This is a genomic window from Salinivibrio kushneri (assembly GCF_027286325.1).
Classification (GTDB): Bacteria; Pseudomonadota; Gammaproteobacteria; order Enterobacterales; family Vibrionaceae; genus Salinivibrio; species Salinivibrio kushneri_A.
Window position 1 is genome coordinate 1,577,025 of sequence record NZ_CP114588.1, and the last position, 17,052, is coordinate 1,594,076.

At 50.6% G+C, this 17,052-nt stretch carries 16 protein-coding genes; 9 read left to right on the plus strand and 7 right to left on the minus strand.

What is annotated here, in order from left to right:
• Positions 1-5 precede the first annotated feature (5 nt).
• Positions 6-1,058: a biotin synthase BioB gene (gene bioB / locus N8M53_RS07395; protein WP_077639099.1), complete on the minus strand. Its 1,053-nt coding sequence runs from the start codon at positions 1,056-1,058 to the stop codon at positions 6-8.
• 102 nt (positions 1,059-1,160) lie between these two features.
• On the opposite strand from bioB, the gene bioA reads away from it, so the two are divergent.
• On the plus strand, positions 1,161-2,441 hold the full coding sequence (bioA, locus tag N8M53_RS07400) for an adenosylmethionine--8-amino-7-oxononanoate transaminase (protein ID WP_269578311.1): 1,281 nt from the start codon (positions 1,161-1,163) through the stop codon (positions 2,439-2,441).
• Between the two features lie 84 nt (positions 2,442-2,525).
• Here bioA and N8M53_RS07405 read toward each other — a convergent pair whose 3' ends face one another.
• The 4 genes from N8M53_RS07405 to N8M53_RS07420 all read right to left on the minus strand — a co-directional run bounded on the left by N8M53_RS07405 (position 2,526) and on the right by N8M53_RS07420 (position 5,805).
• Complete coding sequence (locus tag N8M53_RS07405; protein ID WP_254659643.1) at positions 2,526-2,951, minus strand: VOC family protein; 426 nt, start codon at positions 2,949-2,951, stop codon at positions 2,526-2,528.
• 129 nt (positions 2,952-3,080) lie between these two features.
• Positions 3,081-3,623 (minus strand): GNAT family N-acetyltransferase, encoded by a 543-nt coding sequence (locus N8M53_RS07410; protein WP_269578312.1) that lies wholly within the window; start codon positions 3,621-3,623, stop codon positions 3,081-3,083.
• Entirely contained in the window at positions 3,620-4,834 is a 1,215-nt protein-coding gene (locus tag N8M53_RS07415) for a multidrug effflux MFS transporter (RefSeq protein WP_269578313.1), read from the minus strand. The genes N8M53_RS07410 and N8M53_RS07415 overlap by 4 nt, the downstream gene beginning before the upstream one ends.
• Positions 4,835-5,007: 173 nt before the next feature.
• Positions 5,008-5,805, minus strand: coding sequence for a MetQ/NlpA family ABC transporter substrate-binding protein (locus tag N8M53_RS07420; protein WP_269578314.1), 798 nt, complete (start codon positions 5,803-5,805; stop codon positions 5,008-5,010).
• A 154-nt stretch (positions 5,806-5,959) separates the two neighbouring features.
• On the opposite strand from N8M53_RS07420, the gene N8M53_RS07425 reads away from it, so the two are divergent.
• The 4 genes from N8M53_RS07425 (at position 5,960) to sstT (ending at position 9,420) form a co-directional block, all read left to right on the plus strand.
• Complete coding sequence (locus N8M53_RS07425) at positions 5,960-6,529, plus strand: LON peptidase substrate-binding domain-containing protein (RefSeq protein WP_269578315.1); 570 nt, start codon at positions 5,960-5,962, stop codon at positions 6,527-6,529.
• A gap of 126 nt (positions 6,530-6,655) precedes the next feature.
• Positions 6,656-7,225 (plus strand): sigma-70 family RNA polymerase sigma factor, encoded by a 570-nt coding sequence (locus N8M53_RS07430; RefSeq protein ID WP_269580001.1) that lies wholly within the window; start codon positions 6,656-6,658, stop codon positions 7,223-7,225.
• On the plus strand, positions 7,222-7,896 hold the full coding sequence (locus N8M53_RS07435) for a ChrR family anti-sigma-E factor (RefSeq protein ID WP_269578316.1): 675 nt from the start codon (positions 7,222-7,224) through the stop codon (positions 7,894-7,896). The genes N8M53_RS07430 and N8M53_RS07435 overlap by 4 nt, the downstream gene beginning before the upstream one ends.
• A gap of 306 nt (positions 7,897-8,202) precedes the next feature.
• Complete coding sequence (gene sstT / locus N8M53_RS07440; RefSeq protein ID WP_046073082.1) at positions 8,203-9,420, plus strand: serine/threonine transporter SstT; 1,218 nt, start codon at positions 8,203-8,205, stop codon at positions 9,418-9,420.
• Positions 9,421-9,557: 137 nt separating this feature from the next.
• On the opposite strand, the gene mlc is transcribed toward sstT, so the two are convergent.
• Positions 9,558-10,772: an ROK family transcriptional regulator gene (mlc, locus tag N8M53_RS07445; RefSeq protein WP_269578317.1), complete on the minus strand. Its 1,215-nt coding sequence runs from the start codon at positions 10,770-10,772 to the stop codon at positions 9,558-9,560.
• Positions 10,773-11,036: 264 nt separating this feature from the next.
• Here mlc and queE point away from each other — a divergent pair, with 264 nt between their 5' ends.
• Positions 11,037-11,702: a 7-carboxy-7-deazaguanine synthase QueE gene (queE, locus tag N8M53_RS07450; RefSeq protein ID WP_077599933.1), complete on the plus strand. Its 666-nt coding sequence runs from the start codon at positions 11,037-11,039 to the stop codon at positions 11,700-11,702.
• Between the two features lie 169 nt (positions 11,703-11,871).
• Here the strand turns inward: queE and queD are convergent, their stop codons facing one another.
• On the minus strand, positions 11,872-12,234 hold the full coding sequence (queD, locus tag N8M53_RS07455) for a 6-carboxytetrahydropterin synthase QueD (RefSeq protein WP_269578318.1): 363 nt from the start codon (positions 12,232-12,234) through the stop codon (positions 11,872-11,874).
• A 267-nt stretch (positions 12,235-12,501) separates the two neighbouring features.
• Between queD and N8M53_RS07460 the strand changes: the two genes are divergently transcribed.
• The 3 genes from N8M53_RS07460 to N8M53_RS07470 all read left to right on the plus strand — a co-directional run bounded on the left by N8M53_RS07460 (position 12,502) and on the right by N8M53_RS07470 (position 17,012).
• The gene (locus N8M53_RS07460; protein WP_269578319.1) at positions 12,502-14,121 is read left to right on the plus strand and encodes a methyl-accepting chemotaxis protein; all 1,620 of its coding nucleotides are present in this window, start codon (positions 12,502-12,504) and stop codon (positions 14,119-14,121) included.
• A 103-nt stretch (positions 14,122-14,224) separates the two neighbouring features.
• On the plus strand, positions 14,225-15,625 hold the full coding sequence (asnS, locus tag N8M53_RS07465; protein WP_077599935.1) for an asparagine--tRNA ligase: 1,401 nt from the start codon (positions 14,225-14,227) through the stop codon (positions 15,623-15,625).
• Positions 15,626-15,818: 193 nt separating this feature from the next.
• Complete coding sequence (locus N8M53_RS07470; protein WP_269578320.1) at positions 15,819-17,012, plus strand: amino acid aminotransferase; 1,194 nt, start codon at positions 15,819-15,821, stop codon at positions 17,010-17,012.
• Positions 17,013-17,052 lie beyond the last annotated feature (40 nt).

The following is a 17,052-nucleotide window of genomic DNA, read 5'->3' on the forward strand; positions in this document are numbered from 1 at the left end:
GGGATTTAGACACTGGCATCGTAGAACAAATCGCCCTCTTGCGGGCGCGCTGCCACTCGCTCAGCCACTTGCTCAAGTAAGTCGTGCTCAGTGACTTGATCGGGCTTTTGGCTGACCGCTTCGCGATTAATACCCAGCTTTTTAAATAGCTGCATATCCGCATCTTCGTCAGGGTTTGGTGTGGTCAACAGCTTGCAGCCGTAGAATATCGAGTTGGCGCCAGCCATAAAGCACAAGGTTTGCATTTGCTCGTTCATGTCTTCGCGCCCGGCAGACAGTCGCACTGCCGATTTGGGCATCATGATCCGCGCCACCGCGATAATGCGGACGAAATCGAACGGGTCAACGTCATCGACGTTCTCAAGCGGTGTGCCTTTTACTTTGACCAGCATGTTAATCGGCACGCTTTCTGGGTGAGCCGGCATATTGGCCAGCTCGACCAGCAAACCAGCGCGATCGCGGGCACTTTCACCAAGGCCAATAATGCCGCCGGAACACACCTTCATTCCCGCGTCTCGCACGTTAGATAAGGTATCAAGGCGTTCTTGATACGTCCGCGTGGTAATAATGTTGCCGTAAAACTCAGGTGAGGTATCGAGATTGTGGTTGTAGTAATCCAAACCTGCCTCAGACAAGGTCTTGGCTTGCTCTGCATCCAACATGCCCAGTGTCATGCAGGTTTCCAACCCTAATCCTTTGACGCCTTGGATCATATCGAGCAAATATGGCATATCGCGTTGCTTGGGGTTTTTCCACGCCGCCCCCATGCAAAAGCGCGTCGCGCCTGAGGCTTTGGCTTTCTCCGCCGCTTCGAGCACGCGTTCCACTTCCATTAAGCGCTCTTTCTCAACATCGGTGCGATACCGCGCACTTTGCGGGCAATATTTGCAATCTTCTGGACACGCGCCGGTTTTGATCGATAACAGCGTGCTGACTTGCACTTGGTTGGCAGGATGATATTCACGATGCACTTGCTGCGCTTCAAACAGCAAATCCATGAAGGGTTTATCGAACAATGCTTGCACTTCCTGTGCGGTCCAGTTGTGTCTTATTTCCACGCGGTTTTCCCCGTTGTTGTCGTTTTAATGCTTGGCTAGTCTACCCACAGACGTTAACCTGTCAACACAACAAGATCATACTGGTTTACATCTGATTTATTTATGAGCATAAGCACCCATTTTGACCGTGAACATATCTGGCATCCCTACACCTCAACGCTCGACCCTTTGCCTTGCTTACCTATCTCACACGCAAGCGGCGCCGAGCTACACCTTGAAGATGGCACTGTTCTGATTGATGGCATGTCGTCATGGTGGGCAGCCATTCACGGCTACAACCACCCTGCTTTGAACGCCGCGGCGCATCAGCAAATCGATAAAATGTCGCATGTGATGTTTGGCGGTCTTACCCACCAGCCCGCAGTCTCGCTTTGTGAGCGCTTAGTCGCGCATTCACCCGCCCCGCTCACGCAAGTGTTTTTGGCCGATTCAGGCTCTGTATCAGTAGAAGTGGCGCTTAAAATGGCGATGCAATATTGGCAGGGACGCGGCGAGTCACGCGCACAGTTTTTGACCTTGCGTCATGGCTATCATGGCGACACGTTCGCCGCCATGTCGGTGACGGATCCTGATAATTCGATGCACAAACTCTACAAAGGATTTCTGCCCCAGCATCATTTTGTGCCCTCCCCACAAAGCCGCTTTGACGGTGACTGGAACCCTAACGACATACAGCCCATGCGCGAAGCACTGACTGCCCATCATGGCCAACTGGCCGCCGTGATCTTAGAGCCGATTGTGCAAGGCGCAGGCGGTATGCGCTTTTATCACCCTGAATACCTGCGTCAAGTGCGCGCTCTGTGCGATGAATTTGATGTACTGCTGATTGTGGATGAAATTGCCACCGGATTTGGCCGAACTGGAAAACTATTTGCCTGCGACCACGCGGGGATCAGCCCAGATATACTCTGCGTCGGTAAAGCACTGACCGGCGGCTACATGACCTTGGCCGCCACGCTCACCACCCGCCATGTGGCCGATACCGTCTGCAGCGGTGATGCAGGCTGTTTTATGCATGGTCCTACCTTTATGGGCAATCCACTCGCCTGTGCCGTGGCCTGCGCCAGCATTGATACCTTGCTAGAAAGTGACTGGCCGCAGACGGTTGCGCACATCGAGCAACAGCTGAAAACTGGCTTAGCACCTGCTCGCGCATTGGAATGTGTGGCGGACGTGCGTGTGCTTGGCGCAATTGGCGTGATAGAGCTGACCGATCCGGTGAACCTGGCCGATATTCAGCCTTTAATGACCGCCCAAGGCATTTGGGTTCGCCCCTTCGGCAAACTGGTGTATGTGATGCCACCCTACTGTATCCGCGACGACCAACTCCACCAACTCACCCAAGGGATGATCACCGCAATTAAGCAGTTTTTTGGTGAGTAGAGAGTCGATGACGCACACACCGCCCCGTTGAATAAGGGGCGGTGTTTTTTCTATCTGGGAAAGCGAGCAGTGCGGCTTTGTGCGTTACTCGTAGAGGTATCTTTCTTCCGGTTTATCGGATGAGTAAGCGACCAATTCCCACTCAAAACCGGCTTTGTCATAGAAATACATCCGCTTGCGGTGGGTTTCGTGCGCCATTGAACCATTGGGTTGATAACCTTTTTCAAGTAGACGTTCGCGGATGGTATCGATGTCATCAATGATCAGGCCAATATGGTTCACGCCTTGAGATTTATAGGTACTGCGAGGCTGTATGCTGGGCTCTGAACTTGGGTTGGGCTCTTGCAGCGCAAAGTAGCAGTGCTCATTGCCCACATGCACCCAACGATATCCTTTTGGCGATTGTGCATCTTGGCGAATTTTAAAATCGGGGACAGCCACCGCCAAAAACGCTAACGCCGCATCCATGTCTACCACAGTCATATTTACGTGTTCGATTGTTGTCATCATTCATTCCCTTTATCCGTGCTATCGAAAACTGAGCTTGGAAAGCTAAACATCGAGAGCAAGGGTAAAACCTCAATATAACTTGAGGTCAACGAACAAAAACAAAATCAGTGGTCTGGGGAAACATTAAAATCACACTGCGGTGTAGGTGTAGATCCAGTCGTCGTAACAAACACCGCCAATTGCAAAGGCATCGGGGTCAATACGGCTGAGTTGAAACCCGACCTTTTCTAGCACGCGCGCAGAGGCAAGATTACCAGCAGTCACTGTCGCATTGATGATTCGCGCACCACCACGGTAGATAGCAAAATCGGTGACAGCCTGCAAAGACTCAGTCCCATAACCACGCCCGTGATAAGGCGGCAACAGTAAATAGCCGACTTCCGCGACATCCTGCTCAAGCAAAAAGCCGGTGACGCCGATTGGCATTTGTGTCGCCGTCTCTACGATGACCAAACACAGCCAGTGCTTAGCGTCAGGAGACCAGGGTGTGAGCCGTTGCTCAAATCGGGCTTCAATGTCACCCAGTGGCATAGGATCAAAACATTGCGCAATCACGGCATTGTCCGTGTGTAGGCGGTGGAACAACGGCCAGTCCGCTTTGATCATTGGCCGCATGCTCAGGCGTGGTGTTGTCAGCGGAAACAGGCCTTTTTCTAACCGTGTATTTGTCATGATGCCTCACTCGGGGTACTGGCGACGTTAACTTTCGGGGCGGCAAACCCGCGAAAGATATTATGCACAGAAAGCAACGCAAACACGCCCACCACCACACCAAGGTGCCAGGCTTCGCTAACGCCCAAACTCAATAGCGCCATACTCATCAACGCGGAAATAATCATCTGTCCACCACCGGAGAGCGCAGCGACGGTGCCGGCTTGGTTAGAGTAAGGTTGCATCACCTGCGACTGGGCGCACGGCAGCGCAATCCCGTTACCAAACACCATAAAGAACTGCCCTATCATCAGCAGTAACGGATCCATCGGAGTGAACCATAACCAGACCGCAGAGATGAGCTGCATCACGGGTGCCATCAGCAGCATGCGCTTGGTGCCCAAACGCGGCCGAATGCGCGAAACCAACGCGCTACCCAATAATAAGCCACATGTTGGAATAAGCGCCCACAGCGCATATTGATCCGAGGTCATACCGATGCGCTCTTGCATTAAAAATGGCATCAGCGACACCGTGGTAATCACCAAGGTAAAATTCACCCAGCTAATACTGGCGAAATAAAGAAAATACGGTGTTTTTAGCAGTGCGCCATAACGACCGAGGATCACCTTCACATTAGGCAACGGCGAACGAGCGAGCATGCTTTCTTTGAACAGGAAAAACAACACGCACCACACCAAGCTGGTGTACACCATCAGCAAAATAAAGATCGCCAGCCAGCCTAGGTTATGGTTTACAAAGCCACCAATCACAGGAGCGACGATGGGGGTCAACGACGCCACCATAATCAAATACGACATCGCTTGCGGCAGTTGATCCCCCGAATAAGAGTCACGAGTAAAGGCACGTGAGAGCACGGCACAACAGCCGGTGCCCATTCCTTGGATGCAGCGGCCAATGACCAGGCCAGTGAAACTGGCGCTAAAGCTCACCATCACGGTTAAACCAATCAAGGAGAGCAATACCCCAGCCAATAACACGCGGCGACGGCCAAGTGCATCTGAGATCGGCCCGTAGATAAACTGTGATGGCCCAAAGCCGAGTAGATAGGCAGAGATCAGCAGCTGGACGTTGTCCATACTGAGATTGAAATCACGAGCTATCCAGGGCAAAGACGGAAATACTAAGCCCATACTGAACTGCCCAATACTGACGGTCAGGCATGCCAGCAACACGGGCGACCAATTAAATGGGCGGCTAGCCGATTGCATCCAATTTCCTATGCGTTTTAGTGATGTGAGGAGGTAGACGTCGCGATCCTAGCACATGGTGGACCAACGAATAGCCACTATGGTAGCAGCAATAACTGTATGAGTGGTAAACAAATAGTGACGTTTGGCTATCGGCCAGCATTGCACTGACCGATTATATTGGTGACGGTTACTTAGAATGCTGGCTCTATCGTGCCATTAAAGGTGTCTTGCAAAAATTGACGTGTTTTGTCGGACTGGAATAACGCAAGTAGTCGCTGATACGTCGGGTTATCTTGATCTTCTTTGCGTGCGGCCACCACCATAACGGCGAGCGGTGCCTCTTTGGATTCTAAGAAAATGCCCTGCTCGCTCGGATCAAGCCCTGATGACATCACATAGTTCATAGTGATCGCCGCCGCATCGACATCTTGTAAGCTGCGCGGCAGTTGTGCGGCCTCGACTTCAACAAATTCGAGCTGTTTGGGATTAGATTGAACATCCTGCAGCGTGGCTTTAAAGCCAACATTGTCAGCCAACGTAATCAAACCTGCGTCTTCCAGCAATAACAACGCGCGACCGGCATTGGTCGGATCATTGGGTATCGCAATTTGTGCGCCCTTGGCTAACCCCTCAAGACTGTCGACTTTGTCGGAATAAATCCCCATTCGCATTAAGATAGAGCGACCAATCGACACCAACTCGCTATCATGGTTTTGGTTGAAATTATCGAGAAACGGCTGATGCTGATAGCTGTTTAGATCCAAGCTGCCATCCGCTAGCCCTGCATTAGGCGAGATGTAGTCAGAGAACTCCACGACTTCAACATCGATTCCTTCTTCTTTAGCTTGCTTAGCCACCGACTCAACCACTTGCGCGTGGGGACCTACCGTTGCGCCAATTTTAATCGTTTCATTCTCCTCCGCGCACCCTGTGAGGAATACCGCCGCGAGAAGTATCGCGAGACTTGCGCTGAGTTGTTTTATCTTCATTCCCTTACCTTTTTAAATAGCCATTTAGACTTCCAGAATGCCATAACGGGTGTTGATGTCAATACGATTAGCTTGATGCTCGCTCTGGCTTGATCGCATTACCCACACTGCGCGTAATGGAGAGCATGTTGAATCGATAGAAGGAGGCATAAGTATGACCAAGCTGTTTCCTTTGCCCCTGTTTTTGCTACCAGGTGGCAGAGCAAAACTGCGCATTTTTGAACCCCGTTATTTGCGCCTCGTCCGTGAGTGCGCTGCAAACCAGGAGGGGTTTGTCCTGGCAATGATGCAGGGGAAACGCCTATACAAATACGGCACGCTGGTCGACATCGTCGATTTTGAAACACTGCCCGACGGCTTGCTAGGGATCACGATCGCCGGTCGCCAGCGGGTAGAAATTATGTCGACGGACCAAGAAGCGGACAAACTTTGGGTGGGTGACATACGGGCTCTCAATGATTGGCCGCATGATGAGTATTTGAACGATGACCAAGCCGACGATAAAGAGCGCATCGCATCCGGGCTAAAACATGTATTTGCAGCCCATCCTGAGCACGCAGAACAATATGAAGCGCCACCTTTTGACGATTTAACCTGGAGTTGCCAACGTTGGCTGGAGATATTGCCGCTTTCTAACGCGCAAAAACAATGGTTTATTGCTCAAGAGTCGGCAGACGAGGCCAAAGAATTCATTAGCCAACTGCTTGAAGAGCAAGTGGAGTGATCCAACTGGTTAACGTTACGTATTGGTAGCGAGATGGACGGCTTTGACAGATAGGACTCAACTATGACTGCGCCACAAACCATGTATACTGAGACCACCATTTCCAGACGGGACACGCGTGCCAACATGACTGACGTGACGAAGGAAGAGTTGTCAGAATTATTATTGAAAGTCTCGGAGGATCGCGACCGCGCTGCCTTTGAACGTCTGTTCCGGTTTTTTGGTCCTAAGATTCGCTCTTATGGCGCCAAACACCTTCGCGCCGACGGGCAAGCGATGGAACTCGTGCAAGAGACCATGCTCGTGGTGTGGCGCAAAGCGCATCTATATAACTCGGATAAAGGGGCGGCGACCACGTGGGTATTCACCATTATGCGCAACATCAGCTTTGATATGCTGCGCAAGGTGCAATCTAACCGCGAAGACAATTTCAGTGATGACATTTGGCCCGTGCTCGAATCCGGTCAGCAAGACAACGAATCTGACGCGGGTGCGCAATATATGATGGATCAAGAGCTGCTGTCGTTCATTGATGAGTTACCTGAAGTCCAACAGCAAGTGGTGAGGGGGGTTTATCTGAAACAGCTTACCCACCAAGAGTTGTCAGAACAGTTAAACGTGCCACTAGGCACCGTAAAATCCCGATTGCGTTTAGGTCTGGAAAAGCTCCGCAATCACCTGGAGGTTAAACAATGATCAAATATCACCCATCGACCGATTTACTCGATGCATTTGCTGCCGGCAAACTGCCCACCTCGATGGCGATTGCGTTGTCAGCCCATGTTGAACTCTGCCAGGAATGCCAAGCTTACGTGGCCGCTGCAGAAGCGTCGCTCGCAGACTCAACGTTCAACGAAGATGAGATGACAACAGCTGATTGGGATTACGCTGCCGAAGACGAAATGCTTGCTGCCATTTTCGAAGATGCAGCAGCCAATGAGAGCGAGGTCAATGCGCAAGCACCCGTCCGTGCAGCGCAAATCAGTGTGAGTGACAAAACGTATACACTGCCCCGCGCGTTACAGCGCTTTAGTGATTCCAACTGGTCATCATTTGGCAAAGTACAACGTGCCCGGTTAAACCTTGATGAAGGGGCGACACGTGCCAGTTTCCTCCATATTGATGAAGGCGGGTCGGTACCTGCGCACACCCATAAAGGGTATGAATTAACGCTATTACTTGATGGCACCTTTGAAGATGAAAGCGGTGAGTACGTGCCGGGTGACTTTATTTTGCTCGATAGCCGTCATCACCACACGCCATTCACCAAGCAAGGCTGCCTATGTTACACGGTAGCGAATGCGCCACTCTATTTCACCAAGGGTGTGAGCAAATTACTTAATACCGTGGGACATGCGATTTACTAAAAATTTCTGTGCTAGTTGTTATCCTTCTGGCGGCTGCGAAGCCGCCTTTTTTTATGCTAAATAGACAGAATAATGCGTGTATTTGCTCGGCTATCCCCGCCATTATCGCCATTAATCTCGTGGCGATAACAGAATAATTACACCTGGTAAACCTTTACTTAATGACAACTCTCCGGCTCAGCCCTACATAACTAGTGCAAAGTAGTAATTTTCCCTTTACATCGGGTGAATCAAACTGGTTTAATTCGTCACTTCTAACGATTCATTAACAGCCATTGATAATAAACACAGTGAAGTGAGAGTCACATGAGTCAAACACAACTCGCCAGTGTCAGCCGAGGTAACTCGTTGGTACTTCAAATCCTTGTCGGTATTCTAGCCGGTGGTGTCCTTGCATACCTGTCTCCTGAGTGGGCAGCGAATGCAGGACTGTTCGGACAACTCTTTGTTAGCGCGTTGAAAGCCGTTGCCCCCATTTTGGTCTTCGTTTTAGTGGCGGCTTCCATTGCTAATCAAAAGCAAGGGCAGCGCGCCAATATGCGCCCGATTATTGGTCTTTACCTTGTTGGTACGCTTGCTGCCTCACTGACAGCAGTCACCATGAGTTTCTTATTCCCAACGACCCTGGAATTTGCCACCACAGATGCCAGCATCACCCCACCAGAAGGGATTGGCCAGGTATTAAACACCTTGCTTTTCAATATTGTGGATAATCCAGTCAGCGCGTTGATGAACGGTAACTATATCGGCATTCTCGCGTGGGCGATTGGTTTAGGGATTGCCTTGCACCACGCATCAAATGAAACCAAGCGCGTGTTTTCTGACGTGTCAGAAGGCGTGTCGATGATCGTACGCTTTGTGATCCGTTTTGCCCCTTTGGGTATCTTCGGTTTGGTCGCCAGCACACTGGCTAAAAGTGGCTTTGATGCCCTCGCGGGCTATGTGCACCTTCTCGGTGTGCTACTGGGCAGCATGTTCACCATCGCATTGGTGGTTAACCCAGCGATTGTGTACTTCAAAACCGGTCAAAACCCATACCCATTGGTTTTAAAGTGCCTACGTGAAAGCGGCATCACTGCCTTCTTTACCCGTAGCTCAGCCGCTAACATCCCGGTGAATATGCAACTTTGTCGCCGTCTTGACTTGGATGAAGATACCTACTCGGTTTCTATTCCACTAGGCGCAACCATCAATATGGGCGGTGCGGCGATCACTATCACGGTATTGACGTTGGCAGCAGTTCACACATTGGGTATTGAAGTGGATATCGCCACGGCGGTACTACTGAGTATTGTGGCAGCGGTTTCAGCTTGTGGTGCATCTGGTGTGGCCGGCGGCTCATTGCTGTTGATTCCACTGGCCTGTAACTTGTTCGGCATCCCACAAGAGATTGCCATGCAGGTGGTAGGGATTGGCTTTACCATCGGCGTCTTGCAAGACTCCGCGGAAACCGGCCTCAACAGCTCAACCGATGTGGTATTTACCGCAGCAGCTTGCATGGCCGAAGAAAGAAAAAATAGTTAACGTCACTATTTAAAGAAACACATTCAAAAAAGCAGGTGCGAATCACCTGCTTTTTTCATCGCTAACTTACAGACCAGCTCGCCATTCACATTAGTTTTCCAGCGTTGCCGCACGTTGCACGCTGAAACGACAAAACACTACCCTTCCAAAACCTTCATCAGCAAATTGCCATCATACATGGCTTGTTTGACCATCGCTGCGCCAGGCATGGTCGCTTGGGTATAAAAATAGCTCTCTTCTAACACCAAGTGCTTGCTATACAGCGGGATGGTTTGGGTCTTTAAGCACTCCATGATCGCTGGATAAAGCACGCTCTTAGCGCGATTAAACTCTCCGCCGAAGAGTATTTTTTCTGGGTTGAACAAATTCACTACAATCGCGATGGCAGTACCTAAATGATGCCCTAGCTCAGTGATCACTTGATGCGCCAGCCCATCGCCTGCTACCGCCGCATCGCAAATGCCGTCAATGGTTAATGGTTGCCCATGTAGCTGACTCGGATGGCCTTCATTGAGTAAAGTCTGTACTTGCTCATACACAGCAGACAGACTGGCGACCGTTTCAAGGCAGCCATAGTTGCCGCAAAAACAGCGTTTACCAAAAGGCTTAACCTGAATATGACCCAGCTCACCCACATTACCAACGCGCCCCTGAAGTACCTTTCCCTCGAGCATAATGCCCGCACCAACGCCATTATGAACAGCGACCAGTACCGCGCTATCGGATTCTTTTGCGTTGCCAAATAACTTCTCTGCCAACGCCCAAGAGCGCGTGTCGTTGCCCACAAATACCGGCAGCCCCGTTTCACGGTGCAAAACGGGCCCCAGCGGCATATGGTCAACCTCAAAGTGCGGCATCTGAATGACTGTGCCTTGTGCGCTGTTCACCAAGCCAGGGAGCGAGACGGCAATACTGGTAACACGATCGACCGTTTCTTGGTGGCGTGAGAAAAAAGCTTTTACGTATTCAACCACCGTCGAAAGCAGAGCATCCTGCGCCATTACGTCGATTTCATGGCGTTCTTGAATGAGGATTTCACTACTCAGTGAGTGCAGTGCCATAGTGAGGTAACCACGTCCAAGGCGCATGGATAAGAACTGCCAGCCCTCATTATCTAGCACCAACCCGACAGCAGGCCGACCACGCATGCTGGTACCCTGTATCTGTGTTTCTTTAACCAAGTGCGCGTCCATCAACTCTCGGACAATTTTAGTAATACTGGCTGGCGCTAGCTGACTGCGTTTCGACAGTTCGATCCGAGAAATCGGGGAAAAACGGTCGATTAAATTATAAATCGTCCCCGCGTTTTTACGCTTGATATGATCGATGTGTCCCGGCTGCCCAATAATCATGCCTTGTCCTATAACTGCTTGGCCATGGTGATATGCCTTATATCACCTATCTCAGTGAATTTTTTTACTTCGCGAACTAATTGTGAAGCAGTAAGCCACGAGCCCGTGATGTGGGTCACTTTAGATCAATGAAATCGCGCACAAACTCACAAAACCCGCTTAAACAGTAACGCTGTTCAAAGGCTAATCATGCGTGAAAAAACAAGATCTCAACCGTATTCATTGGCATAATGTGGCGCTTTATATCGACCGCTACCAACCATCATGTACCGAGTCAACGAAATATTTGAAACCATTCAGGGCGAAGGCACGTTTACAGGGGTTCCCTCTGTGTTTGTCCGTTTACAAGGCTGCCCTGTTGGTTGCGCCTGGTGCGATACCAAACAAACTTGGGAAACCGATGACAAAGATCAGAAAGACAAGATTTTCATCATTGATAAATCTGAAGATTCTCCCGCTTGGTGCTGGCTCAGCGCCGATGCGATTGCCACCGACATTCTAAGCCGCTATCACGCACGCCATATTGTGATCACGGGTGGTGAACCTTGTCTTTACGACTTAAGGCCGTTAACCCATGCGCTAGAAGCCGCTGGCTGCCAATGCCAAATAGAAACAAGTGGTACCTATCCGGTAGAAGCGTCGACCAATACGTGGGTCACTGTGTCTCCGAAGATCAATATGCGAGGGAAACTGCCGGTGTTGAAAGAGGCAATGGCGCGGGCAAATGAAGTGAAACACCCGGTCGGAACAGAGAAGGATATTGACCAGCTCGATGCGCTATTGGCAGACTGTCCCGCCCCTGAAACAGCGACGATTGCGTTACAGCCCGTGAGCCAAAAAGCGCGTGCTACCCAGCTGTGCATTGATACCTGCATTCAGCGAGGCTGGCGCCTATCGATACAGACGCATAAGTATCTGGCGATTGCCTGAGCATAGATGGTAAAAGCCCATATCACCAATACCGTACAACAGACTCGCTCTACGGCTTACAAGCGCGGCCAGGCGTCGCGCTCGGCCCAGGCACCCTGCTGTTATATGGAGAGCAACGGCCTAGGTCGCCGTCGCTCAGAGCCGCGTGACTCGTGCAACGCCACGAGACTCAGTCACCGTAATAAGTACAGCCGGCCGTGCAGGTTTCTTTGACCATCACTTTGCTAAGTAACGGTAACTCTGGCTTAACCTGTTGCCAAATCCACTGTGCAAGCACTTCGCTCGTCGGATTCTCTAGCCCTTCAATCTCATTGAGATAATAATGATCAAGGCGATTATATATTGGCTTAAACGCCGCTTTGATTTCCGCAAAATCAATTACCCAACCCGTGTGAGGATCCACCTCACCTTCTACGTACAATCGCACGACAAAAGAGTGTCCATGTAAGCGGCCACACTTGTGTCCCTCAGGGACATTAGGAAGGTGGTGTGCCGCTTCAAAGGTAAACTCTTTAAATAACTCGGTGGTCATTTTATCTCTTCCAACAACAATAAGAGGCCGCATGCTACTCAAATTAGCCGGATGACTCAATCGCATTCCTCACCGGCGAAGCGCTGGCAACATTCCGCCCTGACGTTCAGTCAACAATGCAGACTCGTGTCTCACTAACAGGACGATTTACGTCGATGAAATCACACATTTTATATGGGGACTCCCTTACTTACGCACTCTAGGTTTAACATAGTGGCTACACGCTATAATTGATAACTCTATAACTTAATAACAAATGGTTGACTCATGCGCATGACCCTTGCGAGCAAAATCCTTCTTGCTCTTTTTCTTGTTTTCGCTCTGGTGCTCGTCACGTCTTTGGCATACCAATCTCATCAGCAAAAGGCACTGATGACATCGATTGTTAGTCAGCAAACGCTCGATAAAGCCTCTAACTATTTTGATAGCCTTAACATGTTGATGTTGACGGGCACTATTAGCCAACGAAATACCTTACGCGAAAAAATGCTTTCTCATGAAGGCATTGAAGAAGCACGGGTGATCCGTTCAGAAGCCATTACTCGCTTTTTCGGTCCCGGCAATCCTGAGCAGTCACCGCAAGATACGATTGATCAGCGCGCATTAGACGGCGAAACCATCATTGAAACCGTCGATAGCAATGGCGAAAAGGGGTTAGTGGTTGCCCTGCCGATGAAAGCCAGTAGCGATTATCGCGGTACTAACTGTCTACAGTGCCACGTCGCTGAGGAAGGGACGGTGCTAGGGGTGATTCGTCTTGAATACGATCTCGAGCCGCTTTACGGCACCATTGATAAAGAAATGCTCATTACTGCCGGGATAATGGGGAGCATTGCCGTGATTGGCTTTCTGATCTCATTAACCGTGATCCGCCGTTGGGTGGTGTCTCCTCTGAAGCGCGTCTCCGCATTTATGAAACGCACCAGCCATGATAAAAACCTCGCGGAGCGTCTAAACGATACCCGAGGCGATGAAATTGGCGAGCTTTGCGATAGCTGTGACCAGCTGCTTGATAACTTCTCTGCCAGCTTGCAACAAGTTCAGCGCACCTCCGAGACGCTATCAGCCGAGGCAATGAATCTGATTCGTGTGTCCAGTCACACTGATCAGTTAGCCGATAGCCAACGTCACGAAACCAATGATATGTCATCGGCGATCGACAATGTTCAACAGCATCAGCATGATATTCAAAACCGCACCCAAGAGGCGGCGCAACTGAGTGAATCAGCCGCCACCAGCGCCAATCAAGGCAGTGATCTTGCCAATGTTGCCGCCAATGATATTCGCAAATTAGTCGAGGATATTAGCCAGGTACGCAGCCAAATTTTGGATGTGAATCAGCAAAGCCAGCAAGTGACCACCATTTTGGGCGTGATTCGTGAAATTGCCGAACAAACCAACTTGCTCGCGTTAAATGCCGCTATCGAAGCGGCACGTGCTGGCGAACAAGGCCGAGGTTTTGCGGTCGTCGCCGAAGAAGTGCGTAACCTTGCTAGCCGCAGTCATGATGCTACCGGAGAAATCCAGACTATTATTGAGAACCTGTGTGCGGGCAGTGAAGCATCGGCACAAGCGGTGGAAGCAACCAGTGAAAGCGCCAATCAGCGCGGGGAAACCGTCATGGCGCTCTCTGAGGCGCTGGGCAATATCGCTGACCAAGTCACCACCGTCAATAACAACGCGGACGACATTAGCCAACAAAGCGAGCACCAAGCGCAAATGACAGATGCCCTCCTCTCTCAAGTTGGCCGAATCCAAAGCCATGCGAATGACACCGCCACTAACGCGAATGAAGTCAAAGCGATTAGCGCTAATCTTGAGCAACTGGTTGAGCAGTTAGAAGGATTAATTGGCCAATTTAAGCTCTCAGGCTCGCCTAAGTCTTGAAGCTATACAGGATACAGGTAAACTTGCTAGCCTAACTTGCAAAATCAATGATGCGGTCGTCACTGAATGGCCGCATTACCCTAAACGGAGATAGAAGCGAATTATGACATACGCGCCTGTAGTAGACGTCCTGCGCGGCAAGGCGGCAGTCGACACTGAAGTGACTGTGCGTGGATGGGTCCGGTCACGCCGAGATTCCAAAGCCGGTATTTCTTTCCTTGCCATTTACGATGGCTCTTGTTTTGACCCTATTCAGGCCGTGGTCCCTAATGAGCTGGATAATTATCAGCAAGACGTTCTTCGCTTGACCGCTGGCTGCTCGGTCGAAGTCACGGGTAAGGTTGTCGAGTCGCCAGGAAAAGGCCAAGCCTATGAGCTGCAAGCCACAGCTGTGAAAGTCGTTGGTTGGGTAGACGACCCTGACACCTACCCAATGGCGAAAACACGTCACTCTATCGAATACTTGCGTGAAGTTGCCCATTTGCGCCCACGCTCAAACGTGATTGGTGCGGTGGCGCGCGTTCGCCACACCTTATCACAAGCGATCCATCGCTTTTTCCATGAGCAAGGCTACTACTGGATGTCTGCGCCGTTGATCACCGCCTCAGACTGTGAAGGTGCTGGCGAGATGTTCCGCGTCTCTACTTTGGACTTGGCCAATGTGCCAAAAACCGACCAAGGCGACGTCGACTTTGATCAAGACTTTTTTGGCAAAGAAGCCTTCTTGACCGTATCGGGTCAGTTGAACGCAGAAACCTACGCCTGTGCCCTGAGCAAAGTGTACACCTTCGGCCCAACCTTCCGTGCTGAAAACTCAAACACCAGCCGTCACTTGGCGGAGTTTTGGATGGTCGAGCCGGAAGTGGCGTTTGCCGATCTGGATGATTCAGCGGCACTCGCAGAAGCCATGCTCAAGTACGTGTTCAAAGCTGTGCTTGAAGAGCGCCAAGACGACATGAAGTTCTTTGAGCAGCGCATTAACAAAGACGTACTTACACGCCTGGAAAAATTTGTTAATGCAGACTTTGCCCAAGTGGATTACACCGACGCGGTCACCATCCTGCAAAATAGCGGCCAAACTTTTGAGTTCCCAGTAGAATGGGGCATCGATTTAGCCTCTGAGCACGAGCGCTACCTAGCAGAAGAACACTTTAATGCGCCGGTTGTGGTCAAGAACTATCCGAAAGACATTAAAGCCTTCTACATGCGCATGAACGATGACGGCAAAACCGTTGCCGCAATGGACGTGTTAGCACCAGGCATTGGCGAGATTATCGGTGGCTCTCAGCGTGAAGAGCGTCTTGATGTGCTTGACCAACGCCTAGAAGAAATGGGCCTTGAGAAAGAAGACTTCTGGTGGTATCGCGATCTTCGCCGCTATGGCACAGTCCCCCATTCAGGCTTTGGCTTAGGTTTCGAGCGCCTCGTCTCGTACGTGACAGGGATGAGCAACATTCGCGACGTGATCCCGTTCCCTCGCTCACCACGCAACGCCAACTTCTAAATAGACTCACTGATCAAAAGGCTGCTGATTGCAGCCTTTTTCTTGTGTTTTTTACTGCGTAAGTCGCGTTTTTACAGCATAAACCGATACAGAACGCACGACTGGCCGCTTGTCCTCCGGTTTCTATTCTTCTCGACAAGTGTTATAAAAAAGCCAGTTTGACTTTCATTCATCATAACCATGGACGACACCAATGTTTGAGAATATCTCTGCCGCTCCCGCTGATCCTATTCTAGGACTGACTGAAGAATACAAAGCTGACCCACGTGAAGACAAAATCAATCTCGGGGTGGGCGTCTACAAAAACGAGCACGGTGAGACGCCGGTACTCCCTTCCGTCAAAAAAGCTGAAGCACTACTTCTCGACAGAGAAAGCACCAAATCCTATTTAAGTATTCCCGGCACAGCCGAATATGGCCTCGCGGTGCAACAGTTGCTGTTCGGAGAGCAAGCCGACGTTATCAACGACAAACGCGCGCAAACCGCACATTCTCCAGGTGGCACCGGCGCCTTGCGTTTGGCTGGTGAGTTTATTAAACGTCACCTTGGCGAAGTGACGGTATGGATAAGCAACCCAACCTGGGCCAACCACAAAGGCGTGTTTACGGCCGCTGGCCTTCCTTTGGCCGAGTACAGCTATTATGACGCGGCTAAAAATGACAAAGATTTCGAGGCAATGGTCGCTGATCTCGAGCAGGCGAACGCGGGTGATGTCGTTCTGCTCCACGGTTGCTGCCATAACCCAACAGGCATCGATCCTACCGAAAACGAGTGGCAAACCCTCGCTGAACTCTGTCAACGTAAAGGCCTGCTGCCGATGTTCGACTTTGCTTATCAAGGCTTTGCCACTGGTGTCGAAGAAGATGCCGCAGGTTTACGTATTTTCACCAAGGTGTGTCCCGAGCTGCTTATCGCAAGTTCGTTCTCTAAAAACTTTGGCTTGTATAACGAACGAGTGGGTGCCTTCACTCTGGTTGGCCGTAACCAGGAAGAAGCAACCAAGGCCTTTAGTCAGGTTAAAACCATCGCACGTGTTATCTACTCTAACCCACCCGCTCATGGCGCCGCGGTAGTCACCACTATCTTGAACGACGCGACGCTCAAGGCGCAGTGGCTACAAGAGCTGGCAGACATGCGCGATCGCATCAAAACCATGCGTACCGAGTTTGTCAAAACATTGAAAGCGCAGGGTGTATCGCGTGACTTTAGCTTTATCGAGCAGCAAAACGGCATGTTCTCGTTCTCTGGGCTCAATAAAGACCAAGTCAATGCATTAAAAGCCGATCATGGCGTGTATATCGTTGGCTCAGGCCGTCTAAATGTGGCAGGCATGACGCACACCAACATGGTGCCACTTTGCACTGCCATCGCAAAGGTTTTAGACTAAGCACCGCTGTCTTAAAACTGAAACAAAAGGGCCGCAAGGC

What these genes read in the sequence shown, in the direction of transcription:
- N8M53_RS07460 (WP_269578319.1), top strand. Translation starts at nt 12,502, where the DNA reads ATGCGCATGACCCTTGCGAGCAAAATCCTTCTTGCTCTTTTTCTTGTT.
- bioA (WP_269578311.1), top strand. Translation starts at nt 1,161, where the DNA reads ATGAGCATAAGCACCCATTTTGACCGTGAACATATCTGGCATCCCTAC.
- N8M53_RS07430 (WP_269580001.1), top strand. Translation starts at nt 6,656, where the DNA reads ATGACTGACGTGACGAAGGAAGAGTTGTCAGAATTATTATTGAAAGTC.
- N8M53_RS07405 (WP_254659643.1), bottom strand. Translation starts at nt 2,951, where the DNA reads ATGATGACAACAATCGAACACGTAAATATGACTGTGGTAGACATGGAT.
- N8M53_RS07415 (WP_269578313.1), bottom strand. Translation starts at nt 4,834, where the DNA reads ATGCAATCGGCTAGCCGCCCATTTAATTGGTCGCCCGTGTTGCTGGCA.
- N8M53_RS07425 (WP_269578315.1), top strand. Translation starts at nt 5,960, where the DNA reads ATGACCAAGCTGTTTCCTTTGCCCCTGTTTTTGCTACCAGGTGGCAGA.
- queD (WP_269578318.1), bottom strand. Translation starts at nt 12,234, where the DNA reads ATGACCACCGAGTTATTTAAAGAGTTTACCTTTGAAGCGGCACACCAC.
- mlc (WP_269578317.1), bottom strand. Translation starts at nt 10,772, where the DNA reads ATGATTATTGGGCAGCCGGGACACATCGATCATATCAAGCGTAAAAAC.
- N8M53_RS07435 (WP_269578316.1), top strand. Translation starts at nt 7,222, where the DNA reads ATGATCAAATATCACCCATCGACCGATTTACTCGATGCATTTGCTGCC.
- N8M53_RS07420 (WP_269578314.1), bottom strand. Translation starts at nt 5,805, where the DNA reads ATGAAGATAAAACAACTCAGCGCAAGTCTCGCGATACTTCTCGCGGCG.
- N8M53_RS07470 (WP_269578320.1), top strand. Translation starts at nt 15,819, where the DNA reads ATGTTTGAGAATATCTCTGCCGCTCCCGCTGATCCTATTCTAGGACTG.
- queE (WP_077599933.1), top strand. Translation starts at nt 11,037, where the DNA reads ATGTACCGAGTCAACGAAATATTTGAAACCATTCAGGGCGAAGGCACG.
- N8M53_RS07410 (WP_269578312.1), bottom strand. Translation starts at nt 3,623, where the DNA reads ATGACAAATACACGGTTAGAAAAAGGCCTGTTTCCGCTGACAACACCA.
- asnS (WP_077599935.1), top strand. Translation starts at nt 14,225, where the DNA reads ATGACATACGCGCCTGTAGTAGACGTCCTGCGCGGCAAGGCGGCAGTC.
- sstT (WP_046073082.1), top strand. Translation starts at nt 8,203, where the DNA reads ATGAGTCAAACACAACTCGCCAGTGTCAGCCGAGGTAACTCGTTGGTA.